The sequence below is a fragment of the Streptomyces sp. NPDC101165 genome (genome assembly GCF_044768135.1).
GTDB lineage: Bacteria > Actinomycetota > Actinomycetes > Streptomycetales > Streptomycetaceae > Streptomyces.
Genome location: NZ_JBIWPG010000001.1, coordinates 650,223 through 669,196, shown reverse-complemented (window position 1 = coordinate 669,196; position 18,974 = coordinate 650,223). Strand labels below are relative to the sequence as shown.

Annotated in this window: 16 protein-coding genes; 13 read left to right on the top strand and 3 right to left on the bottom strand. The window is 70.0% G+C overall.

Going from position 1 to position 18,974, the window contains the following annotated elements; genetic code table 11:
* Positions 1-51: 51 nt before the first annotated feature.
* Together ACIRVH_RS02895 and ACIRVH_RS02890 are read right to left on the bottom strand one after the other, a co-directional pair.
* On the bottom strand, positions 52-2,487 hold the full coding sequence (locus ACIRVH_RS02895) for an MFS transporter (protein ID WP_403947580.1): 2,436 nt from the start codon (positions 2,485-2,487) through the stop codon (positions 52-54).
* A 163-nt stretch (positions 2,488-2,650) separates the two neighbouring features.
* A complete protein-coding gene (locus ACIRVH_RS02890; protein ID WP_145884653.1) occupies positions 2,651-3,094 on the bottom strand; it encodes an SRPBCC family protein in 444 nt (147 codons plus the stop codon).
* Positions 3,095-3,228: 134 nt separating this feature from the next.
* Here ACIRVH_RS02890 and ACIRVH_RS02885 point away from each other — a divergent pair, with 134 nt between their 5' ends.
* From ACIRVH_RS02885 to ACIRVH_RS02870, 4 genes are all read left to right on the top strand, one after another.
* The gene (locus ACIRVH_RS02885) at positions 3,229-4,293 is read left to right on the top strand and encodes an Rv2578c family radical SAM protein (protein ID WP_403947806.1); all 1,065 of its coding nucleotides are present in this window, start codon (positions 3,229-3,231) and stop codon (positions 4,291-4,293) included.
* A 136-nt stretch (positions 4,294-4,429) separates the two neighbouring features.
* Positions 4,430-5,992, top strand: a complete 1,563-nt coding sequence (locus ACIRVH_RS02880) for an alpha/beta hydrolase (protein ID WP_403947578.1) — start codon at positions 4,430-4,432, stop codon at positions 5,990-5,992.
* A 68-nt stretch (positions 5,993-6,060) separates the two neighbouring features.
* On the top strand, positions 6,061-6,459 hold the full coding sequence (locus ACIRVH_RS02875) for a RidA family protein (RefSeq protein ID WP_403947576.1): 399 nt from the start codon (positions 6,061-6,063) through the stop codon (positions 6,457-6,459).
* 40 nt (positions 6,460-6,499) lie between these two features.
* On the top strand, positions 6,500-7,018 hold the full coding sequence (locus ACIRVH_RS02870; protein WP_403947575.1) for a GNAT family N-acetyltransferase: 519 nt from the start codon (positions 6,500-6,502) through the stop codon (positions 7,016-7,018).
* A 7-nt stretch (positions 7,019-7,025) separates the two neighbouring features.
* Here the strand turns inward: ACIRVH_RS02870 and ACIRVH_RS02865 are convergent, their stop codons facing one another.
* Positions 7,026-7,607, bottom strand: a complete 582-nt coding sequence (locus ACIRVH_RS02865) for an adenylosuccinate lyase (RefSeq protein ID WP_403947573.1) — start codon at positions 7,605-7,607, stop codon at positions 7,026-7,028.
* Positions 7,608-7,992: 385 nt separating this feature from the next.
* Here ACIRVH_RS02865 and ACIRVH_RS02860 point away from each other — a divergent pair, with 385 nt between their 5' ends.
* From ACIRVH_RS02860 to pssA, 9 genes are all read left to right on the top strand, one after another.
* The gene (locus ACIRVH_RS02860; RefSeq protein ID WP_403947572.1) at positions 7,993-9,798 is read left to right on the top strand and encodes a 3-hydroxyacyl-CoA dehydrogenase family protein; all 1,806 of its coding nucleotides are present in this window, start codon (positions 7,993-7,995) and stop codon (positions 9,796-9,798) included.
* Between the two features lie 151 nt (positions 9,799-9,949).
* Positions 9,950-10,777 (top strand): TetR family transcriptional regulator, encoded by an 828-nt coding sequence (locus tag ACIRVH_RS02855; protein ID WP_403947570.1) that lies wholly within the window; start codon positions 9,950-9,952, stop codon positions 10,775-10,777.
* 440 nt (positions 10,778-11,217) lie between these two features.
* The gene (gene ccrA / locus ACIRVH_RS02850) at positions 11,218-12,561 is read left to right on the top strand and encodes a crotonyl-CoA carboxylase/reductase (RefSeq protein ID WP_403947569.1); all 1,344 of its coding nucleotides are present in this window, start codon (positions 11,218-11,220) and stop codon (positions 12,559-12,561) included.
* A 9-nt stretch (positions 12,562-12,570) separates the two neighbouring features.
* Positions 12,571-14,598 carry a protein meaA gene (locus tag ACIRVH_RS02845; RefSeq protein WP_403947567.1) on the top strand — a complete coding sequence of 676 codons (2,028 nt, stop codon included), beginning with the start codon at positions 12,571-12,573 and terminating at the stop codon, positions 14,596-14,598.
* A complete protein-coding gene (locus tag ACIRVH_RS02840; protein WP_393481466.1) occupies positions 14,595-15,554 on the top strand; it encodes an HpcH/HpaI aldolase/citrate lyase family protein in 960 nt (319 codons plus the stop codon). The genes ACIRVH_RS02845 and ACIRVH_RS02840 overlap by 4 nt, the downstream gene beginning before the upstream one ends.
* A gap of 5 nt (positions 15,555-15,559) precedes the next feature.
* On the top strand, positions 15,560-16,072 hold the full coding sequence (locus ACIRVH_RS02835) for a MaoC family dehydratase (protein ID WP_062716551.1): 513 nt from the start codon (positions 15,560-15,562) through the stop codon (positions 16,070-16,072).
* Positions 16,072-17,277: an acyl-CoA dehydrogenase family protein gene (locus ACIRVH_RS02830; RefSeq protein WP_403947565.1), complete on the top strand. Its 1,206-nt coding sequence runs from the start codon at positions 16,072-16,074 to the stop codon at positions 17,275-17,277. The genes ACIRVH_RS02835 and ACIRVH_RS02830 overlap by 1 nt, the downstream gene beginning before the upstream one ends.
* A 170-nt stretch (positions 17,278-17,447) precedes the next feature.
* The gene (locus tag ACIRVH_RS02825) at positions 17,448-18,104 is read left to right on the top strand and encodes a phosphatidylserine decarboxylase (RefSeq protein ID WP_094220828.1); all 657 of its coding nucleotides are present in this window, start codon (positions 17,448-17,450) and stop codon (positions 18,102-18,104) included.
* A 22-nt stretch (positions 18,105-18,126) separates the two neighbouring features.
* Positions 18,127-18,945, top strand: coding sequence for a CDP-diacylglycerol--serine O-phosphatidyltransferase (gene pssA, locus ACIRVH_RS02820; protein ID WP_393481755.1), 819 nt, complete (start codon positions 18,127-18,129; stop codon positions 18,943-18,945).
* Positions 18,946-18,974: the final 29 nt, after the last annotated feature.

Sequence of the window (18,974 nt, the reverse complement as noted above, 5' to 3'; positions counted from 1 at the left end):
GTTTCACCTGATCGCCCCGGCGCGCAGCTCAGCGCCCTGCGGGCGCCCCGCTCAGTCCTCGTGGCCGAGTTGCAGGTCGCGTTCGGTGCGGCCACCGCGCGCGACCTGCAGGACGGTTGCGACCGGCGGGTAACCTGCGGCGATGACGGTGTACTCGCCGGAGGACAGGTCCACGAACCTGAACGTCCCGTCCGCTCCGGTGGTGAGGGTGTCCACGACGTTGCCCGCGGCGTCCAGCAGCGTCACCCGGGCGTCCTCCACGGGTCGGCCGCCGTTCGCCCGGACGGTGCCCTTCAGGACGGCACCGCCCGCGAGTTCGACGTCCTGCCGGGTCTCCCGGGCGGCCTGGACGGTGACCGGGAGCGCGGCGGGGCGGAAGGCGGGGGCGCTGGCGGCGAGGGTGTACTCGCCGGCGACCAGTTCGCTGATGACGTAACCGCCCTCGCGGCCGCTGCGGGTGGCCGCGACGACCTCGCCGTGCACGTTGGTGAGGGTGACGGTGGCGTCCCGGACGGCGCTGCCGTCGGCGGTGAGCACGCTGCCCGCGAGGCGTCCGGCGCCGCCCAGCACGACGTCGAGTTCGACGGGCCGCTCGCCGACGGTGACGGAGACGGCCTGCGGCTGGTGGCCGCCCGCTGCGGCGATGAGCACGTACGAGCCGGAGCCGGGGGTGGCGAGCGCGTACCGTCCGTCCTCGCCGCTCGCACCCCGCCCGATCTGCTGTCCGGAGATGTCGATGAGGGTGAGCGCCGCGCGGGGCACCACGGTCCCGTCGGGGTGCTGCACCGTGCCGCACACCGGGACTCCGGCGGTGTGCGGCGAGCGAAGCGAGATGGGGGTCCCCCCGGCCGAAGGCTGGGGGCGGGCCTGTGGGATGGGGGCGTTCACGGCGTGGGGCTCCGTCTCGGTGGTGTGGTGGGACACCAGCGGTTTCTCCTTGAGGAAGAAGGCGATGAGCAGGCCGAGGACGAGCACCGGGACGAGGTAGAGGAAGATCCGGGGCATCGCGTCGGCGTAGGCGCGGATGTAGGCGTCGCGCAGGGCCGGTGGCAGCGCGTGGACGAGCTGCGGGGTGAGCGACTCGGGGTCGGGCAGCCGGGCGCCCGCGCGTGGGGGCAGTTCCCGGTGCAGGGCGTCGGTGAGCCGGTCGGCGAAGAGGGTGCCGAAGACGGCGGCGCCGACGCTGCCGCCGATCTGCCGGAAGTAGGTGTTGGCGCTGGTGGCGGTGCCGAGGTCGGCGAGGCGCACGGAGTTCTGCACGGCGAGGACGAGGACCGGCATCACCAGGCCGATGCCGGCGCCGAGGACGGCCATCCAGATGCTGTAGTGCAGCCGGGGCGTGTCGGTCTCCAGGCGGGACAGCAGCCACATGCCGACGGCGGCGAGGGCGCCGCCGAGGAGCGGGAGGAGTTTGTAGCGGCCGGTGAGGGTGATGAGCTGGCCGCCGATGACGGAGGCGCCGACGATGCCTGCCGTCATGGGCAGCATCAGCAGCCCGGACTCGGTGGCGCTGGCCCCGTCGACCATCTGCAGGAAGGTCGGCAGATAGCTGGCCGCGCCGAACAGGGCGACACCGATCACCAGGCCGACCAGGCCGGTGACGTTGAAGACGGAGTCCCGGAACAGCCTGAGCGGGATGAGGGGTTCGGCGGCGAAGCGCTCGGCGACGAGGAAGAGGACGGTGGCGGCGAGGGCGCCCGCGCCGAGGCCGAGGATCTCCCGGGAGTCCCAGGCGTACTCGGTGCCGCCCCAACTGGTCAGCAGTACCAGGCAGGTGGAGGCCGCGGCGAGCAGCAGCGTCCCGAGCACGTCGAGCCGGGCGCGGACCCGCGGCCTCGGCAGCTTGAGGACGACGGTGACGACGGCCAGGGTGACCAGGCCGAAGGGGACGTTGACGTAGAAGCACCAGCGCCAGGAGAGATGGTCGGTGAAGTAGCCGCCGAGGAGCGGTCCGGCGACGGAGGCGAGGCCGAAGACGGCGCCGATCAGGCCCATGTAGCGGCCGCGCTGCCGGGCCGGCACGATGTCGGCGATGATCGCCTGGACGCCGATCATGAGCCCGCCCGCGCCCACGCCCTGGAGGGCGCGGAAGGCGATCAGCTGGTCCATGCTCTGCGCGCGCCCGGCGAGCGCGGAGCCGACGACGAAGACCAGGATGGCGAACTGGAAGACGCCCTTGCGGCCGACGAGGTCGCCCAGCTTGCCGTACACGGGCAGGCCGATGGTGGAGGTGAGCAGATAGGCGGTGATCGCCCAGGACATCCGGTCCAGGCCGTGCAGCTCGCCGACGACCTTCGGCAGCGCGGTGGCGACGATCATCTGGTCCAGCGCGGCGAGGAGCAGGGCGAGCATGAGCCCGAAGAAGACCAACCGCACCCGGCGCGCGCCGAGTTCGGCGGCCGGGGCGGGGGTCGGAGGTTCGTCGGCGGTCTCCGCCGGGGCCGGTGCCGCGGCCGGCTCGTGCTGCACCAGAGTCGTCCCGCCCACGTACGGCTCCCCTCGTCGCGTCTGTCACATTTCCCGCGTAAGGCGACAACTGCGAACAAGTACGGCGAGTTACGGTGCAATCCCGGACGAGACAGGGATCCACTCGAACCGGTGAGGGGGCGCGACGCCGACGCAACACCCCTTCACCGGCCGGAGTTTGGCCTCACTTCTCCACGTGGGCGGCGAGGTTGGCGAGGATCGCGTCGTAGATCCGGCCGAGGCCCTTGGGCGCGAAGGTCTTCTCGAAGAAGCCGCCGATGCCGCCGGCGCCCTTCCAGGTGGTGGTGACTACGACCCGGGAGCTGCCCTCGCCGGCCGGGGTGACGCGCCAGGTGGTGACCATGGAGGAGTTGCGGTCCTTCTCGACGAGTTCACCGTCGCTGGGCTCGCTGACCTCCAGGAGGCAGTCGCGCACGCGCTTGCTGGTGGCCTGGAGCTTCCAGTGGACGAGGGTGCCCTCGCCGTCGCCGCCCTCGCGCACCTCGTACTCGCTGAAGTGCTCGGGCAGCAGTTGCTGCCGCGTGCCGCTGTAGTCGGCGAGCGCGTCGAACACCTGCTCCGCGTTCGCCGCGACGACCCGCTCCGTGGTGGCTTCGACCTGCGCCATTGCGTTCCTCCAGGACCTGGTTTCTCGGGGTGGGAGCAAGCCAACCACCCCGGCGCCCGGCCACCCAAATCGGGGTCGCACGATCATGGGAACGTATGTTCTATTCTGTGGGCGAGCGCTACCGAGGAGGCGTCATGCGCTGGGAGAACCTCACCGTGGACTCCGGGGAGTCCGACGGTCACGGCAGGGCCGCCGATGCCGCGCTGTTCGGCGCGGACGCCGTCGTCACCCGCACCTTCGACACCCCGGAGTTCCGCGGGATCACCTTCCACGAGGTGCGGGCCCGCTCGGTCCTGAACCGGGTGCCGGGCGCCTCGCGCATGCCGTTCGAATGGACGGTGAACCCGTACCGCGGTTGTTCGCACGCGTGCGTCTACTGTTTCGCCCGCAAGACGCACAGCTATCTGGACCTCGACACCGGGATCGGCTTCGACACCCAGATCGTGGTCAAGGTGAACGCGCCCGAGGTGCTGCGCCGCCAGCTGGCGTCGCGCCGCTGGCAGGGCGACCACGTGGCGATGGGCACCAACGTCGACTGCTATCAGCGGGCCGAGGGCCGCTACCGGCTGATGCCGGGCATCATCTCGGCGCTCACCGAGCACGCGAACCCGTTCTCGATCCTGACCAAGGGCACGCTGATCCTGCGCGACCTGGAGCTGCTGACCCGGGCGGCCCGGGTGACGGACGTCGGCATCTCGGTCTCCGTGGGCTTCACCGACACCGAGCTGTGGCGCACCGTGGAGCCGGGCACACCGGCGCCCGAGCGCCGCCTGGACGTCGTCCGCACCCTCGGCGAGCACGGCATCGGCTGCGGGGTGCTGATGGCGCCGGTCATCCCGTTCCTGAGCGACGATCCCACCCAACTGCGAGCCACCGTGCGGGCGATCGCGGCGGCCGGGGCCACCTCGGCCACTCCGCTGGTGCTGCATCTGCGGCCGGGCGCCCGGGAGTGGTTCATGGCCTGGCTCGGCCGGCACCACCCGCACCTGGTGCGCCGCTACGAGCGGCTGTACGCGGAGGGCGCCTACGCGCCCAAGTGGTACCAGCGCCGGATCACCGGTCAGGTGCACGAGCTGGCCCAGGAGTACGGCATCGGGCCCACGCGCGCGGGCATGGCCCGGCGGATCCGGCCGGTCGGGACCCCGCCGCCCGCCGAGTCGTCGGCCGTGTCCGAGCCGACCCAACTCACTCTCCTTTGAGAGCGTTAGAGGGCATCCCTCGACCCAATTGGGTCAACTATTGACATAATAGGTTCTTCAGGGCGCTCTCTTCGGGACGATGCGGCGAGAACCGTGACCCCCGCGGTTCGCATCACCCTCCGTCCCGGGAGGACCCATGAGGACACGCGCAGCGATGCTGTGCGCAGCCGCCGCCATGACGGCGGGCTCGGTCACGGCCGTGCCCGCGCAGGCGGCCCCCACCGCTCCGGCGGCGAAGCTCACCTGGAAGACCTGCGGTACCAGCGACTACCCGACGCTGCAGTGCGCGTCCCTGAAGGTGCCGCTGGACCACACGCATCCGTCCGGCACCCAGATCACCCTCGCCCTGTCCCGCGTCCCGCACACCGCGGCGACGTCGCAGGGCCCGCTGCTGGTCAACCCCGGCGGCCCCGGCGGCAGCGGTCTGACGCTCGCCGGGTTCGTCGCGTCCGCGCTGCCGAAGAGCGTGGCGGCGCAGTACGACGTCATCGGCTTCGACCCGCGCGGTGTGGGCCGCAGCACCCCGGCGCTCGACTGCTCGCCACGTCACTTCAAGACGGTGCGTCCCGACACCGTGCCCGCCACGGCCGCGCTGGAGCAGAAGAACCTGCAGCGCGCGCAGTCCTTCGCCGCCGCCTGCGGCCGCAAGTACGCGAGCGTCCTGCCGCACATCAACACCGTCGAGGCGGTCCAGGACATGGACTCCGTCCGGCAGGCCCTGGGCGCGCAGAAGATCAGCTACTTCGGCTACTCCTACGGCACCTACCTCGGCGCGGTCTACGCCAAGCTCTTCCCCGAGCGGGTCCACCGCCTGGTGCTGGACTCGATCGTGAACCCGACCGGCATCTGGTACGAGGACAACCTCGGCCAGGACTACGCCTTCGACGACCGCCACCGGGCGCTGATGGCGTGGATCGCCAAGTACGACTCCACGTACCGGCTCGGCAAGGACCCCGCGAAGGTCGAGGCCGCGTGGTACGCGATGCGGGCGGCCCTGGCGAAGAAGCCAGCGGGCGGGAAGGTCGGCGCCTCCGAACTCGAGGACACCTTCATCCCCGGCGGCTACTACAACGGGTACTGGCCCTACCTGGCCCAGGCGTTCTCGGCCTACGTCCGCGACAAGAACGCCGAGCCGCTGGTGGAGACGTATCAGCACTTCGCCGCCGTGGACGCCTCGGGCGACAACGGCTACAGCGTCTACACGGCGGTGCAGTGCCGTGACGCCTCCTGGCCGCACTCGTGGAACCGCTGGCGGACGGACGCCTGGGGGGTGTACGCGAAGGCACCCTTCATGGCCTGGAACAACGCCTGGTACAACGCGCCGTGCGCGTACTGGCCGGCCGGCACCCTGAAGCGGGTGAACATCGCCAACGGCAAGCTGCCGCCGACGCTGCTGTTCCAGGCGACGGACGACGCGGCGACCCCGTACCCCGGCGGCGTGATGACCCACCACCTGCTGGCCCGCTCCAGCCTGGTGGTCGAGAACGGCGGCGGCAACCACGGCATCACGCTGAGCGGCAACAGCTGCCTGGACACGTACCTGGCCGACTATCTGACGAGCGGCGAGGTTCCGCACGGCATCGGCACGGCCGACGCGGTGTGCGAGAAGTCCCCGGACCCGAAGCCGCTCAAGGCGAAGGCGGCCTCGACGTCGTCGCGCGGCTCGACCCTGCACGGTCTGCTGGGCTTCCGCCGCTGAACGGCTGCTGACGGCCCGTCGGGGGCCAGGTCGGGGCGTTGTCGGACCCGTGGTCCACCATGGGACGCATGAGCGAACCGACCCGCATCCCCGCCCCCGACGGGGTCGCGCCCGCGGCCCAGTACAGCCACGTGGTCAGCGCGACCGGCCGCCTCGTCGCCGTCTCCGGCCAGCTCTCCCTGGACGAGGACGGCAAGCTCGTCGGCGAGGGCGATCCGGCCGCGCAGGCCCGCCAGGTGTTCGAGAACCTGAGGCGCTGTCTGGCCGCCGCCGGGGCAGGCTTCCAGGACGTCGTCAAACTGACCTACTTCGTCACGGACATCGCCCACCTGCCGGCGATCCGCGCGGCCCGCGCCGCGCACATACCCGACGACCGCCTTCCGGCGGCCTCGGCCGTCCAGGTGGCCGCGCTGGTCGCCCCGGAGTTCCTGATGGAGGTCGAGGCGTTCGCGGTGGTGGGCGAATAAACAAGGGCGCGTTGCGGGGGCGGGTCTCTAGGGTGCCGTCATGGACAGCCCCTTCCCGCACATCCGTCCGATGACCCTCGACGACTGCGACGGCGTCTCGGAGATCCGTGTCCGTGGTTGGCAGCACGCCTACCGGGGGCTCGTGCCGCAGCCGTACCTCGACGCGCTCAGCGTGGCGCGGGACGCCGAGAAGCGGCGGGCATGGTTCGGACAGGGGGACGGCGCGGTGGCGAACCTGGTCGCCGAGCAGGACGGCCGGATCGTCGGCTGGGCGGCACACGGGCCGTACCGGGACGGTGAGGTGCGCACCGGGGACTGCGAGTTGTACGCCCTCTACCTCGACCCCGCGCACATAGGCAGCGGGATCGGGCGGGCGCTGCTGGCCGCGTCGGCCGAGCGGTGCTCCGACTACCCGCGCATGTTCCTGTGGGTCCTGAAGGAGAACACGCGCGCCCGCCGCTTCTACGAGCGGGCCGGTTTCCGCGCGGACGGCGCCGAGGAGCCCTTCGACGTGGACGGCGTGGCCGTCCCCGAGGTCCGGTACGTCACGGAGCTGTGAGCGGGCGTCAGCTCTGTTGCTGCTGCGGGATGCGGGCCAGCGCATGCACCGCCGCCTCGGCGAGCGCCGGATGCGCGAGGGCCTCGTTCAGGACCCGGCGGGCGCGGTCGTCGCCGAGGGTGCCGAGGCCCTCCACACAGGCGAGTGCCACCCGCCGGTACGGGTCGTGCGGGCGCAGCCGCCGCTCCAGGGTGGTGATCAGCGCGGGCACGGACTCCGGGGCGCGCAGCTCGACCAGAAGCCGTACCGGGTGCAGGGCGTAGGCGACGCGCAGTTCGTTGGTGGCGAGCGCGGCGGCCGCGCGGGCGGTGCGCGGGTCGCCGAGGCGGGCGAGCGCGTAGGCGGCGGAGGCGCAGCGCGGCGGGTCGCGGTGGTTGAGCAGCAGCACCAGGGACTCGAAGGCGCGCCGGTCGCCGACGACGCCCAGCCGGAATGCGGCCAGCTCCCTGGCCCACAGCGGCTGTCCGGGCGCGGTGAGCACCTCCGCCAGTTCGTCCTGGTCCTCGGTCGCCGCCAGCTGCTCGTACGCCGCCGCGCCGTGCGACTCCTGTCGCATGCGGTCCGTGAGCGATCGCAACTCTTCGTCCACGGAGGCCAGCGTAGGCGGGTCGCGCCCGTGGAGGGAGCTACATCACAAACTCGGTCCGGCTCAGATCTGGCGCGCTCGTTACCCGCCGGTTAAGCTCAGACGAGCGAGTTACCCACTCGCACATCCACTGACGACGGTTTGGTGACGCAGCCGTCGTGAGTTGGTCGGTTCGGTACATCGGTACCGCAGTACGACCCGGCTCCGGGACAGGGCCGGTCGGAATCAGCCTCTCCCGGGCGTGTGCACGCCCGCGGCGACGGCCCACCGGGCGTGTGCGCCAGTTGCCCGGAAACACCCGCACCTCTTTTCTTTCCGCCCCGGTGTGCGCCTCTTGGCGCACCCCGGGTGCGTTCCCAGTCGTCACCCTCATTCCTGGAGTCCCGCGATGGCCACTCCCCTGTCCGACACCCCTCTGTCCCCGCTCAAGACGATCGCCGTCGTCGGCCTCGGCACGATGGGCACCGGCATCGCCGAGGTCCTCGCGAAGGCCGGACGCGAGGTGATCGGCATCGACATCAGCGAGGACCAGGCCGCGAAGTCCGTCGCCGCCCTGGAGGCCGCCACCGCCCGCGCCGTGGAGCGCGGCCGGCTGACCGAGCAGGAGCGCGCCGACGTCCTGGCCCGGGTCCGCACGTCCACCGACATCGGCGCGGCCGCCGACGCCGACCTGGTCATCGAGGTGACCCCGGAGTCGTACGAGGTCAAGCACCAGGTCTTCCGCGACCTGGACGCCGTCGTCCGCCCCGAGACGATCCTCGCGACCGGCACCAACGCCCTCTCGGTCACCCGGCTCGCCGCCGACTCGGCCCGCCCGGAGCGCGTGCTCGGCCTGCACTTCTTCAACCCGGCCCCGGCGATGAAGCTGGTCGAGGTCGTCTCCTCGGTGCTGACCGCGCCGCAGGCCGTCGCCGCGGTCACCGACCTCGCGATCGAGCTGGGCAAGGAGCCGGTCGCGGTCGGCGACCGCCCCGGGTTCGTCGCGGACGGGCTGCTGTTCGGCTACCTCAACCAGGCCGCCGCGATGTACGAGGCCCGGTACGCCTCCCGCGAGGACATCGACGCGGCCATGCGGCTCGGCTGCGGCCTGCCCATGGGCCCCCTCGCCCTGCTGGACCTCGTCGGCATCGACACCGCGCGTACGGTCCTGGAGGCCATGTACGCCGAGTCCGGCGACCGGCTGCACGCCCCCGCCCCGATCCTGAAGCAGCTCAGCGAGGCGGGCCTGACCGGCCGCAAGTCGGGGCGCGGCTTCTACACGTACGAGGCGCCGGGCAGCGCCACCACCGTGCCGGACGCGCTGACCCCGGGTGAGGGGAACACGCAGGTCACGGGCCGTTCCGTGCGCTCCGTCGGGGTTGCGGGCTCGGGCACGATGGCCTCCGGGATCGCCGAGGTCTTCGCCAAGGCCGGGTACCACGTCGTCCTCGCCGCCCGCAGCGCGGAGAAGGCCCAGACCGCCAAGGCCCGGATCGGCAAGTCCCTCGCGCGCTCCGTCGACAAGGGCCGGATGACCGCCGAGGCCGCCGCCCAGACCCTGGACCTGATCACCCCGGCGGGCTCCTACGACGCCTTCGCGGACGTCGACCTGGCCGTCGAGGCGGTCGCCGAGGACCTGGAGATCAAGCAGCAGCTGTTCGCGACGCTGGACAAGGTCTGCAAGCCGGGCGCGGTCCTCGCCACCACCACCTCCTCGCTGCCCGTCGTCGCCTGCGCCCGCGCCACCTCGCGCCCGCAGGACGTGATCGGCATGCACTTCTTCAACCCGGCCCCGGCGATGAAGCTGGTCGAGGTCGTCCGCACGGTCCTGACGGCCGACGACGTCCACGCCACCGTCCGCGAGGTCTGCGCGAAGGTCAGGAAGCACGCCGTGGACTGCGGCGACCGGGCCGGCTTCATCGTGAACGCGCTGCTGTTCCCGTACCTGAACAACGCGGTCAAGATGGTCCAGGAGCACTACGCGTCCCTCGACGACATCGACGCCGCGATGAGGCTCGGCGGCGGCTACCCGATGGGCCCCTTCGAGTTGCTGGACGTCGTCGGCCTGGACGTCTCGCTCGCGATCGAGAAGGTCCTGCACCGCGAGTTCCGCGACCCGGGCCTGGCCCCGGCCCCGCTGCTGGAGCACCTGGTGGCCGCGGGCTGCCTCGGCCGCAAGACCGGCCGCGGCTTCCGCGAGTATGCCCGCCGCTGACGGGGTCGGTGACTGGTTCGACGGTGCCCCCGAGGGCGCGGACTGGGGCGGGCTGCTGGACCCAGTGGCGTTTCCCGCGCTCTCCGGACCCGGCACTCCCCCGCCCTCCACGGGCGGGGGAAACCCCGGACCTGCGCATCGAGCTGCGGACATGCAGTACGTTCGGGTCATGTCCCAGCCCGCCAAGTCCTCACGTACACCAGCCACGCCCGACGCACCGGAAAGTGCCGCAGGCAGTCGCGCCGCCGCCCAGCGGCTGAAAATGCGCCGAGAACTGGCGGCCGCAGCGATGGAACTGTTCGCGACCAAGGGGTACGAGGCGACCACCGTCGACGAGATCGCGGCCGCGGCCGGGGTCGCTCGCCGCACCTTCTTCCGCCACTTCCGCTCCAAGGAAGAGGCGATCTTCCCCGACCACGACGACACGCTGATCCGTGCCGAGGCGGTCCTCAACGCCGCCCCCGCGCACGAGCACCCGCTCGACACCGTGTGCCGTGGCATCAAGGAAGTCATGAAGATGTACGCGGCCCGGCCGGAGATCTCGGTCGCCCGCTACAAGCTCACGCGCGAGGTGCCCACCCTGCGCGAGGCGGAGATCGCCTCGGTGGCCCGCTACGAGCGCCTGTTCACCCGCTATCTGCTGGGCCACTTCGACGAGCACGCGCACGCCGACGACGCCAACGACGACCCGTTGCTCGCCGAGGTCGCCGCCTCCGCCGTCGTCACGGCCCACAACCACGTCCTGCGGCGCTGGCTGCGGGCGGGCGGCCAGGGCGACGTGGAGGCCCAGCTCGACCACGCCTTCGCGATCGTGCGGAAGACCTTCGGCACGGGCATCGGCGCCGGACGCGGCTCGGCGCCCAGATCGGCCCCGGCGACGGTCTCCGCGCACGGCGAGGTGCTCGTGACGGTCGCCCGCACGGACGCCCCGCTGGACGAGGTCATGCGCACCATCGAGGAGGCGCTCAAGGAGCGCTGAGGCGCTCCTGAGACGCTCCGAGCGCGCGTTCCCGCTGTGACAACGGCCACCCCACGGGGTGGCCGTTTTGGCATGTCAGGGGCCCTTTTCCGGCAGATTTCAGAAGCCGTTCGATCGATCATCGCTCATTTGTTACGTAAAGATTTCATCTGAGGCGAACTCATGGCACTCAGTGCCTTGCCACCTGACACGCGGTGTCATACGTTGAAGATGTCCGGGCGGCCGGCGAGCAGAGACCGATCGTTCGCCGGCTGTCCCCGCAAGCTCATGGCCTGCGCGCCCGGACGCCTGCGTCACAGGCAACCTCCCGCGCCACAAAGCGCTGCCGAAGCACCACCCCGCCGAACCGACGGCATCACCCAAAACCCTCAGCAGCACTCCCAGCACCGACGAACCCTCAGCGCCCCTCCCTCAGGGCGCTCACCGCCGGAGGCAATACCGTGACCGTGAAGGACATCCTCGACGCGATCCAGTCGCCGGAATCGACGCCGGCCGACTTCGCAGCCCTGCAGCTCCCCGAGTCGTACCGCGCGATCACCGTGCACAAGGACGAGACGGAGATGTTCGCGGGCCTCGAGACCCGCGACAAGGACCCGCGCAAGTCGATTCACCTGGACGAGGTTCCGGTGCCCGAACTGGGCCCCGGCGAGGCCCTGGTGGCCGTCATGGCCTCCTCGGTCAACTACAACTCGGTGTGGACCTCGATCTTCGAGCCGCTGTCCACCTTCGGGTTCCTGGAGCGCTACGGCCGGCTCAGCGAGCTGACCAAGCGCCATGACCTGCCGTACCACATCATCGGCTCCGACCTCGCGGGCGTCGTCCTGCGCACCGGCCCCGGCGTGAACGCCTGGAACCCCGGTGACGAGGTCGTCGCGCACTGTCTGTCCGTCGAGCTGGAGTCCAGCGACGGCCACAACGACACGATGCTCGACCCCGAGCAGCGCATCTGGGGCTTCGAGACGAACTTCGGTGGTCTCGCCGAGATCGCGCTCGTCAAGTCCAACCAGCTGATGCCGAAGCCCAAGCACCTCAGCTGGGAGGAGGCCGCGGCCCCGGGCCTGGTCAACTCCACCGCCTACCGCCAGCTGGTCTCCCGCAACGGCGCCGGTATGAAGCAGGGCGACAACGTCCTGATCTGGGGCGCGTCCGGCGGACTCGGCTCGTACGCCACGCAGTTCGCGCTGGCCGGCGGCGCCAACCCGATCTGTGTCGTCTCCAGCGAGCAGAAGGCGGACATCTGCCGCTCGATGGGCGCCGAGGCGATCATCGACCGCAGCGCCGAGGGCTACAAGTTCTGGAAGGACGAGCGCACCCAGGACCCGAAGGAGTGGAAGCGCTTCGGCAAGCGCATCCGCGAGTTCACCGGCGGCGAGGACATCGACATCGTCTTCGAGCACCCCGGCCGCGAGACCTTCGGCGCGAGCGTCTACGTCACCCGCAAGGGCGGCACCATCACCACCTGCGCCTCGACCTCGGGCTACATGCACGAGTACGACAACCGCTACCTGTGGATGTCCCTGAAGCGGATCATCGGCTCGCACTTCGCCAACTACCGCGAGGCCTGGGAGGCCAACCGGCTCATCGCGAAGGGCAAGATCCACCCGACCCTGTCGAAGGTCTACTCCCTGGCGGAGACCGGTCAGGCCGCGTACGACGTGCACCGCAACCTCCACCAGGGCAAGGTCGGCGTGCTGTGCCTGGCCCCCGAGGAGGGCCTGGGCGTGCGCGACGAGGAGATGCGCGCCAAGCACATCGACGCCATCAACCGCTTCCGGAACGTCTGAGAGCCTTAGATGACAGAGCGTCAGAAGGACCGTCCGTGGCTCATGCGGACGTACGCCGGCCACTCGACGGCCGAGGCGTCCAACGAGCTGTACCGGCGCAACCTCGCCAAGGGCCAGACGGGTCTGTCGGTGGCGTTCGACCTGCCGACGCAGACCGGCTACGACCCCGACCACATCCTCGCCCGCGGCGAGGTCGGCCGGGTCGGCGTGCCGGTCTCGCACCTCGGTGACATGCGCCGGCTGTTCCAGGACATCCCCCTGGAGCAGATGAACACCTCGATGACGATCAACGCCACCGCCATGTGGCTGCTGGCGCTCTACCAGGTCGTCGCCGAGGAGCAGGGCGCGGACATCACCAAGCTCCAGGGCACGACCCAGAACGACATCGTCAAGGAGTACCTGTCCCGGGGGACGCACGTCTTCCCGCCCGGGCCGTCGCTCCGCCTGACGACGGACATGATCGCGTACACGGTCTCCCACATCCCGAAGTGGAACCCGATCAACATCTGCAGCTACCACCTGCAGGAGGCCGGGGCCACACCGGTGCAGGAGATCGCGTACGCGATGTCCACCGCGATCGCCGTCCTCGACGCCGTGCGCGACAGCGGCCAGGTGCCGCAGGAGCGCATGGGCGACGTGGTCGCGCGCATCTCCTTCTTCGTGAACGCGGGCGTCCGCTTCGTCGAGGAGATGTGCAAGATGCGGGCGTTCGGCCGCATCTGGGACAAGGTCACGCGTGAGCGGTACGGCATCGAGAACCCGAAGCAGCGCCGGTTCCGCTACGGCGTCCAGGTCAACTCGCTCGGCCTGACCGAGGCGCAGCCGGAGAACAACGTCCAGCGGATCGTCCTCGAGATGCTGGCCGTGACCCTCTCCAAGGACGCCCGTGCGCGTGCCGTGCAGCTGCCGGCCTGGAACGAGGCCCTCGGCCTGCCCCGCCCGTGGGACCAGCAGTGGTCGCTGCGCATCCAGCAGGTCCTCGCGCACGAGAGCGACCTGCTGGAGTACGAGGACATCTTCGAGGGCTCGCACGTCATCGAGGCGAAGGTGAGCGCCCTCGTCGAGGAGTCCCTCGCCGAGATCGACCGGATCCAGGAGATGGGCGGCGCGATGGCCGCCGTCGAGTCCGGCTACCTCAAGTCGCAGCTGGTCTCCTCGCACGCCGAGCGCCGGGCCCGGATCGAGTCCGGCCAGGAGAAGATCATCGGCGTCAACATCTTCGAGACCACCGAGCCCAACCCGCTCACGGCCGACCTGGACACCGCGATCCAGACGGTCGACCCGGCGGTCGAGGCCCGGGTCGTCGAGGCCATCGGAAACTGGCGCGACACCCGCTACCAGCCGCCCTTCAACCACCCGCGTCCCTGCAAGGCGCTGGAGCGACTGAAGGAGGCCGCCAAGGGCACCGGCAACCTCATGGAGGCCACCCTGGAGTGCGCCCGTGCCGGAGTCACGACCGGCGAGTGGGCGGGCGCGCTGCGGGAGGTGTTCGGCGAGTTCCGCGCGCCGACCGGTGTCTCCTCCGCTCCCATCGCCGTTCCCGTCGAGGCGGGCTCGGCACTCGCCGAGGTCCGCGCCAAGGTGGACGCCACCGCCCGCGATCTGGGCGTCGGCAAGCTCCGCTTCCTGGTCGGCAAGCCCGGTCTGGACGGGCACTCCAACGGCGCCGAGCAGATCGCCGTCCGTGCGCGTGACGCCGGCTTCGAGGTGGTCTACCAGGGCATCCGGCTGACGCCCGAACAGATCGTGGACGCTTCCCTGGCCGAGGACGTGCACGCCGTGGGCCTGTCGATCCTCTCCGGCTCGCACGCCCAGCTGGTGCCGGACGTGCTCCAACGGCTGCGTGTGGCCGGTGCCACAGATATACCCGTGATCGCTGGTGGCATCATCCCGAATGGTGACGCCGACCAGCTGCGGGCCGCAGGAGTGGCCGCGGTCTTCACCCCGAAGGACTTCGACATCACCGGGATCATCGGCCGCATCGTCGACGAGATCCGGAAAGCGAACAAGCTCGACCCCCTGGAGGTCCCCGCATGACCGTCAACCGTCTTCGTCCGCGGCGTTCCTGCCTCGCCGTGCCGGGGAGCAACCCCCGCTTCCTGGAGAAGGCGCAGGGTCTCCCGGCCGACCAGGTCTTCCTCGACCTGGAGGACGCGTGCGCGCCGCTGGCCAAGCCCGAGGCGCGGCACACCATCGTCAAGTTCCTCAACGAGGGCGACTGGACGGGCAAGACGCGGGTCGTGCGCGTCAACGACTGGACGACCGAGTGGACGTACCGCGACGTCGTGACCGTCGTCGAGGGCGCGGGCCAGAACCTCGACTGCATCATGCTGCCGAAGGTGCAGACCGCCGAGCAGATCGTCGCCCTGGACCTGCTGCTGACGCAGATCGAGAAGACCATGGGCTTCGAGGTCGGCAAGATCGGCATCGAGGCGCAGATCGAGAACGCGCAGGGCCTCAACAACGTCAACGCGATCGCGCAGGCCTCCCCGCGCGTCGAGACGATCATCTTCGGCCCGGCCGACTTCATGGCCTCCATCAACATGAAGTCGCTCGTCGTGGGCGAGCAGCCGCCCGGCTACCCGGCGGACGCCTACCACTACATCCTGATGAAGATCCTGATGGCCGCCCGCGCCAACAACCTGCAGGCGATCGACGGCCCCTACCTGCAGATCCGCAACGTCGAGGGCTACCGCGAGGTCGCCCAGCGCGCCGCGGCCCTGGGCTTCGACGGCAAATGGGTGCTGCACCCGGGCCAGGTCGAGGCGGCCAACGAGATCTTCTCGCCGTCCCAGGAGGACTTCGACCACGCCGAGCTGATCCTGGACGCGTACGACTACTACACGTCCGAGGCCGGCGGCAAGAAGGGCTCCGCGATGCTCGGCGACGAGATGATCGACGAGGCCAGCCGCAAGATGGCCCTGGTCATCTCCGGCAAGGGCCGCGCCGCCGGCATGCAGCGCACGTCGAAGTTCGAGATCCCGGAGGCCTGAGCGCGATGCAGTTCGGACGCACCTACGAGGAGTTCGAGGTCGGGGCGACGTACAAGCACTGGCCGGGCAAGACGGTCACGGAGTACGACGACCACCTGTTCTGTCTCCTCACCATGAACCACCACCCGCTCCACATGGACACCAACTATGCGGAGAAGACGACGGACTTCGGCAAGAACGTCGTCGTCGGGAACTACATCTACTCGCTGCTGCTCGGCATGAGCGTGCCCGACATCTCCGGCAAGGCGATCGCCAACCTGGAGATCGAGTCGCTCAAGCACGTGGCGCCGACGTTCCACGGCGACACCATCTACGGGCAGACGACCGTGCTCGACAAGTGGCCGTCGAAGTCGAAGAACGACCGCGGCATCGTCTACGTCGAGACCAAGGGCTACAAGCAGGACGGCACCCTGGTGTGCGTCTTCCGCCGCAAGGTCATGGTGCCCACCGAGACGTACATCAAGGAGCGCGGCGGCGAGCAGCCCGGCCGCCCGGAGCTGAAGCAGCAGGAGAAGTAATGGCGCGCCTCGCCCAGACCGCCGGTCTGACCGACGTCCAGCAGGAGATCCTCTCCACCGTTCGGAACTTCGTCGACAAGGAGATCATTCCTGTCGCGACCGAGCTGGAGCACCGCGACGAGTACCCGCAGCAGATCGTGGACGGCCTGAAGGAACTCGGCCTGTTCGGTCTGATGATCCCCGAGGAGTACGGGGGCCTGGGCGAGTCGCTCCTCACCTACGCGCTGTGCGTGGAGGAGATCGCCCGCGGCTGGATGTCGGTGTCCGGCATCATCAACACGCACTTCATCGTCGCGTACATGCTCAAGCAGCACGGCACGCAGGAGCAGAAGGACCACTTCCTTCCGCGCATGGCGGCCGGTGACATCCGGGGCGCGTTCTCGATGTCGGAGCCGGGCCTGGGCTCCGATGTGTCGGCCATCACATCGAAGGCGGTCAAGGACGGCGACGAGTACGTCCTGAACGGCCAGAAGATGTGGCTGACGAACGGCGGCACCTCGTCCCTGGTGGCCGTTCTCGTCCGAAGTGACGAAGGACACCCCGAGGGCACGGCGCCCCACAAGTCGATGACGACCTTCCTGATCGAGAAGGAGCCCGGCTTCGGCGAGGTCCGCCCCGGCCTCACCATTCCGGGCAAGATCGACAAGATGGGCTACAAGGGCGTCGACACCACCGAGCTGATCATGGACGGCCTCCGGGTTCCGGCCGATCGGGTGCTCGGCGGCGTCACCGGCCGAGGTTTTTACCAAATGATGGACGGCGTGGAGGTCGGCCGCGTCAATGTGGCGGCCCGTGGCTGCGGCGTCGCTCAGCGTGCCTTCGAGCTGGGTGTCCAGTACGCCCAGCAGCGGCACACCTTCGGCAAGCCGATCGCCCAGCACCAGGCCATCCAGTTCAAGCTGGCCGAGATGGGCACCAAGGTCGAGGCCGCGCATGCCATGATGGTCAACGCGGCACGCAAAAAGGACTCCGGGGAACGAAACGACCTCGAAGCAGGGATGGCGAAGTACCTCGCCTCCGAGTACTGCAAGGAGGTCGTGGAGGATGCCTTCCGGATCCACGGCGGCTACGGCTTCTCCAAGGAGTACGAGATCGAGCGCCTCTACCGGGAGGCCCCGATGCTGCTCATCGGCGAAGGTACCGCCGAGATCCAGAAAATGATCATCGGGCGCAGGTTGCTCGAAGAGTATCGATTCCAGGGCTGATTGTCCGGGTACGGGGTGTTTTCTTCGAGAAGAAGATCACACCCCGTAGATACTCTTCGGGTGCCGACTCGGCTTCCTGGCTTGCCCAGTTGTAGCCCCCGCCCGGTACGATCCCGGGAAAGCCGCCGTCCCCCGTCAGAGCGCGGCATCATCCGCTACGAAGGTCATCCATGCCCCACAGCCAAACCTCTGCACCTCGCGACCGCCAGGTCGGCGTACGCCTCGCGCGCGGAGCATCGCCGTGGCTTCTCCCGACCGTCGCCACCGCAGCCCTCAGCCTGGCCCGCGCCCGCCGTTCCGGCGCCGCCAAGGCCGTGGCCGTGCCCGCCACCGCGCTCGCGGCGGGCATGCTGTGGTTCTTCCGCGACCCCGAGCGTGAGATCGCCCAGGGCCGCGTCATCTCGCCCGCCGACGGTGTGGTGCAGAGCATCATGCCCTGGAAGGACGGCCGCACCCGGGTCGCGATCTTCATGAGCCCGCTCAACGTCCACGTCAACCGCGCGCCCCTTGCGGGCACGGTGACGTCGGTCGAGCACATCCCCGGCGGCTTTGTTCCGGCTTTCAACAAGGAGAGCGAGAACAACGAGCGCGTAGTCTGGCATTTCGACACCGAACTCGGCGACATCGAGATGATCCAGATCGCCGGCGCGGTGGCCCGCCGCATCGTGCCCTACCTCCCGGAGGGCACGAAGGTCGAGCAGGGCGACCGAATCGGTCTGATCCGCTTCGGCTCGCGTGTCGACCTCTACCTGCCCGAGGGCGTGGAGGTCGCGGTCGAGGTCGGCCAGAAGACCGTGGCTGGGGTGACTCGCATTGACCGTGATTGATCCGGAGACCCAGGCGGGCTGGGTGCCCGAGGCGGACGAGGTGGACGAAGAGGAGGAGATGCCCCTCTCTCTCCGCCTCTCAATAGCGGACACCCTCACGCTGGGCAACGCCACGTGCGGCTTCATGGCGGTGTACTTCACCACCACCGGCATCCTGATCCCGCACCTCACCGACAGCCAGGAGTCCGGCATGGCGCGCAACAGCGCGGCCACGGCGGTCATCCTGATGCTGTGCGCAGCCGTGTTCGACCTGTTCGACGGCCTGGTGGCGCGCAAGCTCCGCTCCTCCCCCATGGGCGCCGAGCTGGACAACCTCTCGGACCTGATCAGCTTCGGCCTGGCGCCCGCGTACTTCGTGCTGGTCTACGGCATGGTCGCGGACGACGCGTACCAGAAGGTGGCGGCGGTCGGGGCAATCGTGGTGCTCCTGGCCGTGGTGCTGCGCCTGGCACGCTTCTCGTGCGTGACGCCGACGAACGGCATGTTCCAGGGCATGCCCTCGCCGTTCGGCGCGCTGACGGTCGTGTCGATCGTGCTCCTGGAGCTGCCCTTCTTCGCGACGCTCCTGGCGATCCTCGGTACGGCCTGGCTGATGGTGAGCCGGGTCGAGTACCCGAAGCCGCGCGGCCGCCTCGCCGTGGCCATGCTGTCCTGGATCGTCCTGTCCATGGGCCTCCTGACCGCCTGGGCCTTCGACGCCCCGGGCGGTCAGCTGCTCCTCCAGACGGGCTGTGCCCTGCAGCTGGTCATGGGTGCGGTGATCCCGCTCTTCGCCACGGCGCGCCGGGTGAACAACTTCCGCGACAACCGTCGGGAGGCACGGGCGGCGCAGCTGCCCTGACCCTCCGCACCGACACACCGGGTGTGGCC

What these genes read in the sequence shown, in the direction of transcription:
- ACIRVH_RS02890 (WP_145884653.1), bottom strand. Translation starts at nt 3,094, where the DNA reads ATGGCGCAGGTCGAAGCCACCACGGAGCGGGTCGTCGCGGCGAACGCG.
- ACIRVH_RS02885 (WP_403947806.1), top strand. Translation starts at nt 3,229, where the DNA reads ATGCGCTGGGAGAACCTCACCGTGGACTCCGGGGAGTCCGACGGTCAC.
- ACIRVH_RS02880 (WP_403947578.1), top strand. Translation starts at nt 4,430, where the DNA reads ATGAGGACACGCGCAGCGATGCTGTGCGCAGCCGCCGCCATGACGGCG.
- ACIRVH_RS02875 (WP_403947576.1), top strand. Translation starts at nt 6,061, where the DNA reads ATGAGCGAACCGACCCGCATCCCCGCCCCCGACGGGGTCGCGCCCGCG.
- ACIRVH_RS02870 (WP_403947575.1), top strand. Translation starts at nt 6,500, where the DNA reads ATGGACAGCCCCTTCCCGCACATCCGTCCGATGACCCTCGACGACTGC.
- ACIRVH_RS02860 (WP_403947572.1), top strand. Translation starts at nt 7,993, where the DNA reads ATGGCCACTCCCCTGTCCGACACCCCTCTGTCCCCGCTCAAGACGATC.
- ACIRVH_RS02855 (WP_403947570.1), top strand. Translation starts at nt 9,950, where the DNA reads ATGCAGTACGTTCGGGTCATGTCCCAGCCCGCCAAGTCCTCACGTACA.
- ACIRVH_RS02845 (WP_403947567.1), top strand. Translation starts at nt 12,571, where the DNA reads ATGACAGAGCGTCAGAAGGACCGTCCGTGGCTCATGCGGACGTACGCC.
- ACIRVH_RS02840 (WP_393481466.1), top strand. Translation starts at nt 14,595, where the DNA reads ATGACCGTCAACCGTCTTCGTCCGCGGCGTTCCTGCCTCGCCGTGCCG.
- ACIRVH_RS02835 (WP_062716551.1), top strand. Translation starts at nt 15,560, where the DNA reads ATGCAGTTCGGACGCACCTACGAGGAGTTCGAGGTCGGGGCGACGTAC.
- ACIRVH_RS02830 (WP_403947565.1), top strand. Translation starts at nt 16,072, where the DNA reads ATGGCGCGCCTCGCCCAGACCGCCGGTCTGACCGACGTCCAGCAGGAG.
- ACIRVH_RS02825 (WP_094220828.1), top strand. Translation starts at nt 17,448, where the DNA reads ATGCCCCACAGCCAAACCTCTGCACCTCGCGACCGCCAGGTCGGCGTA.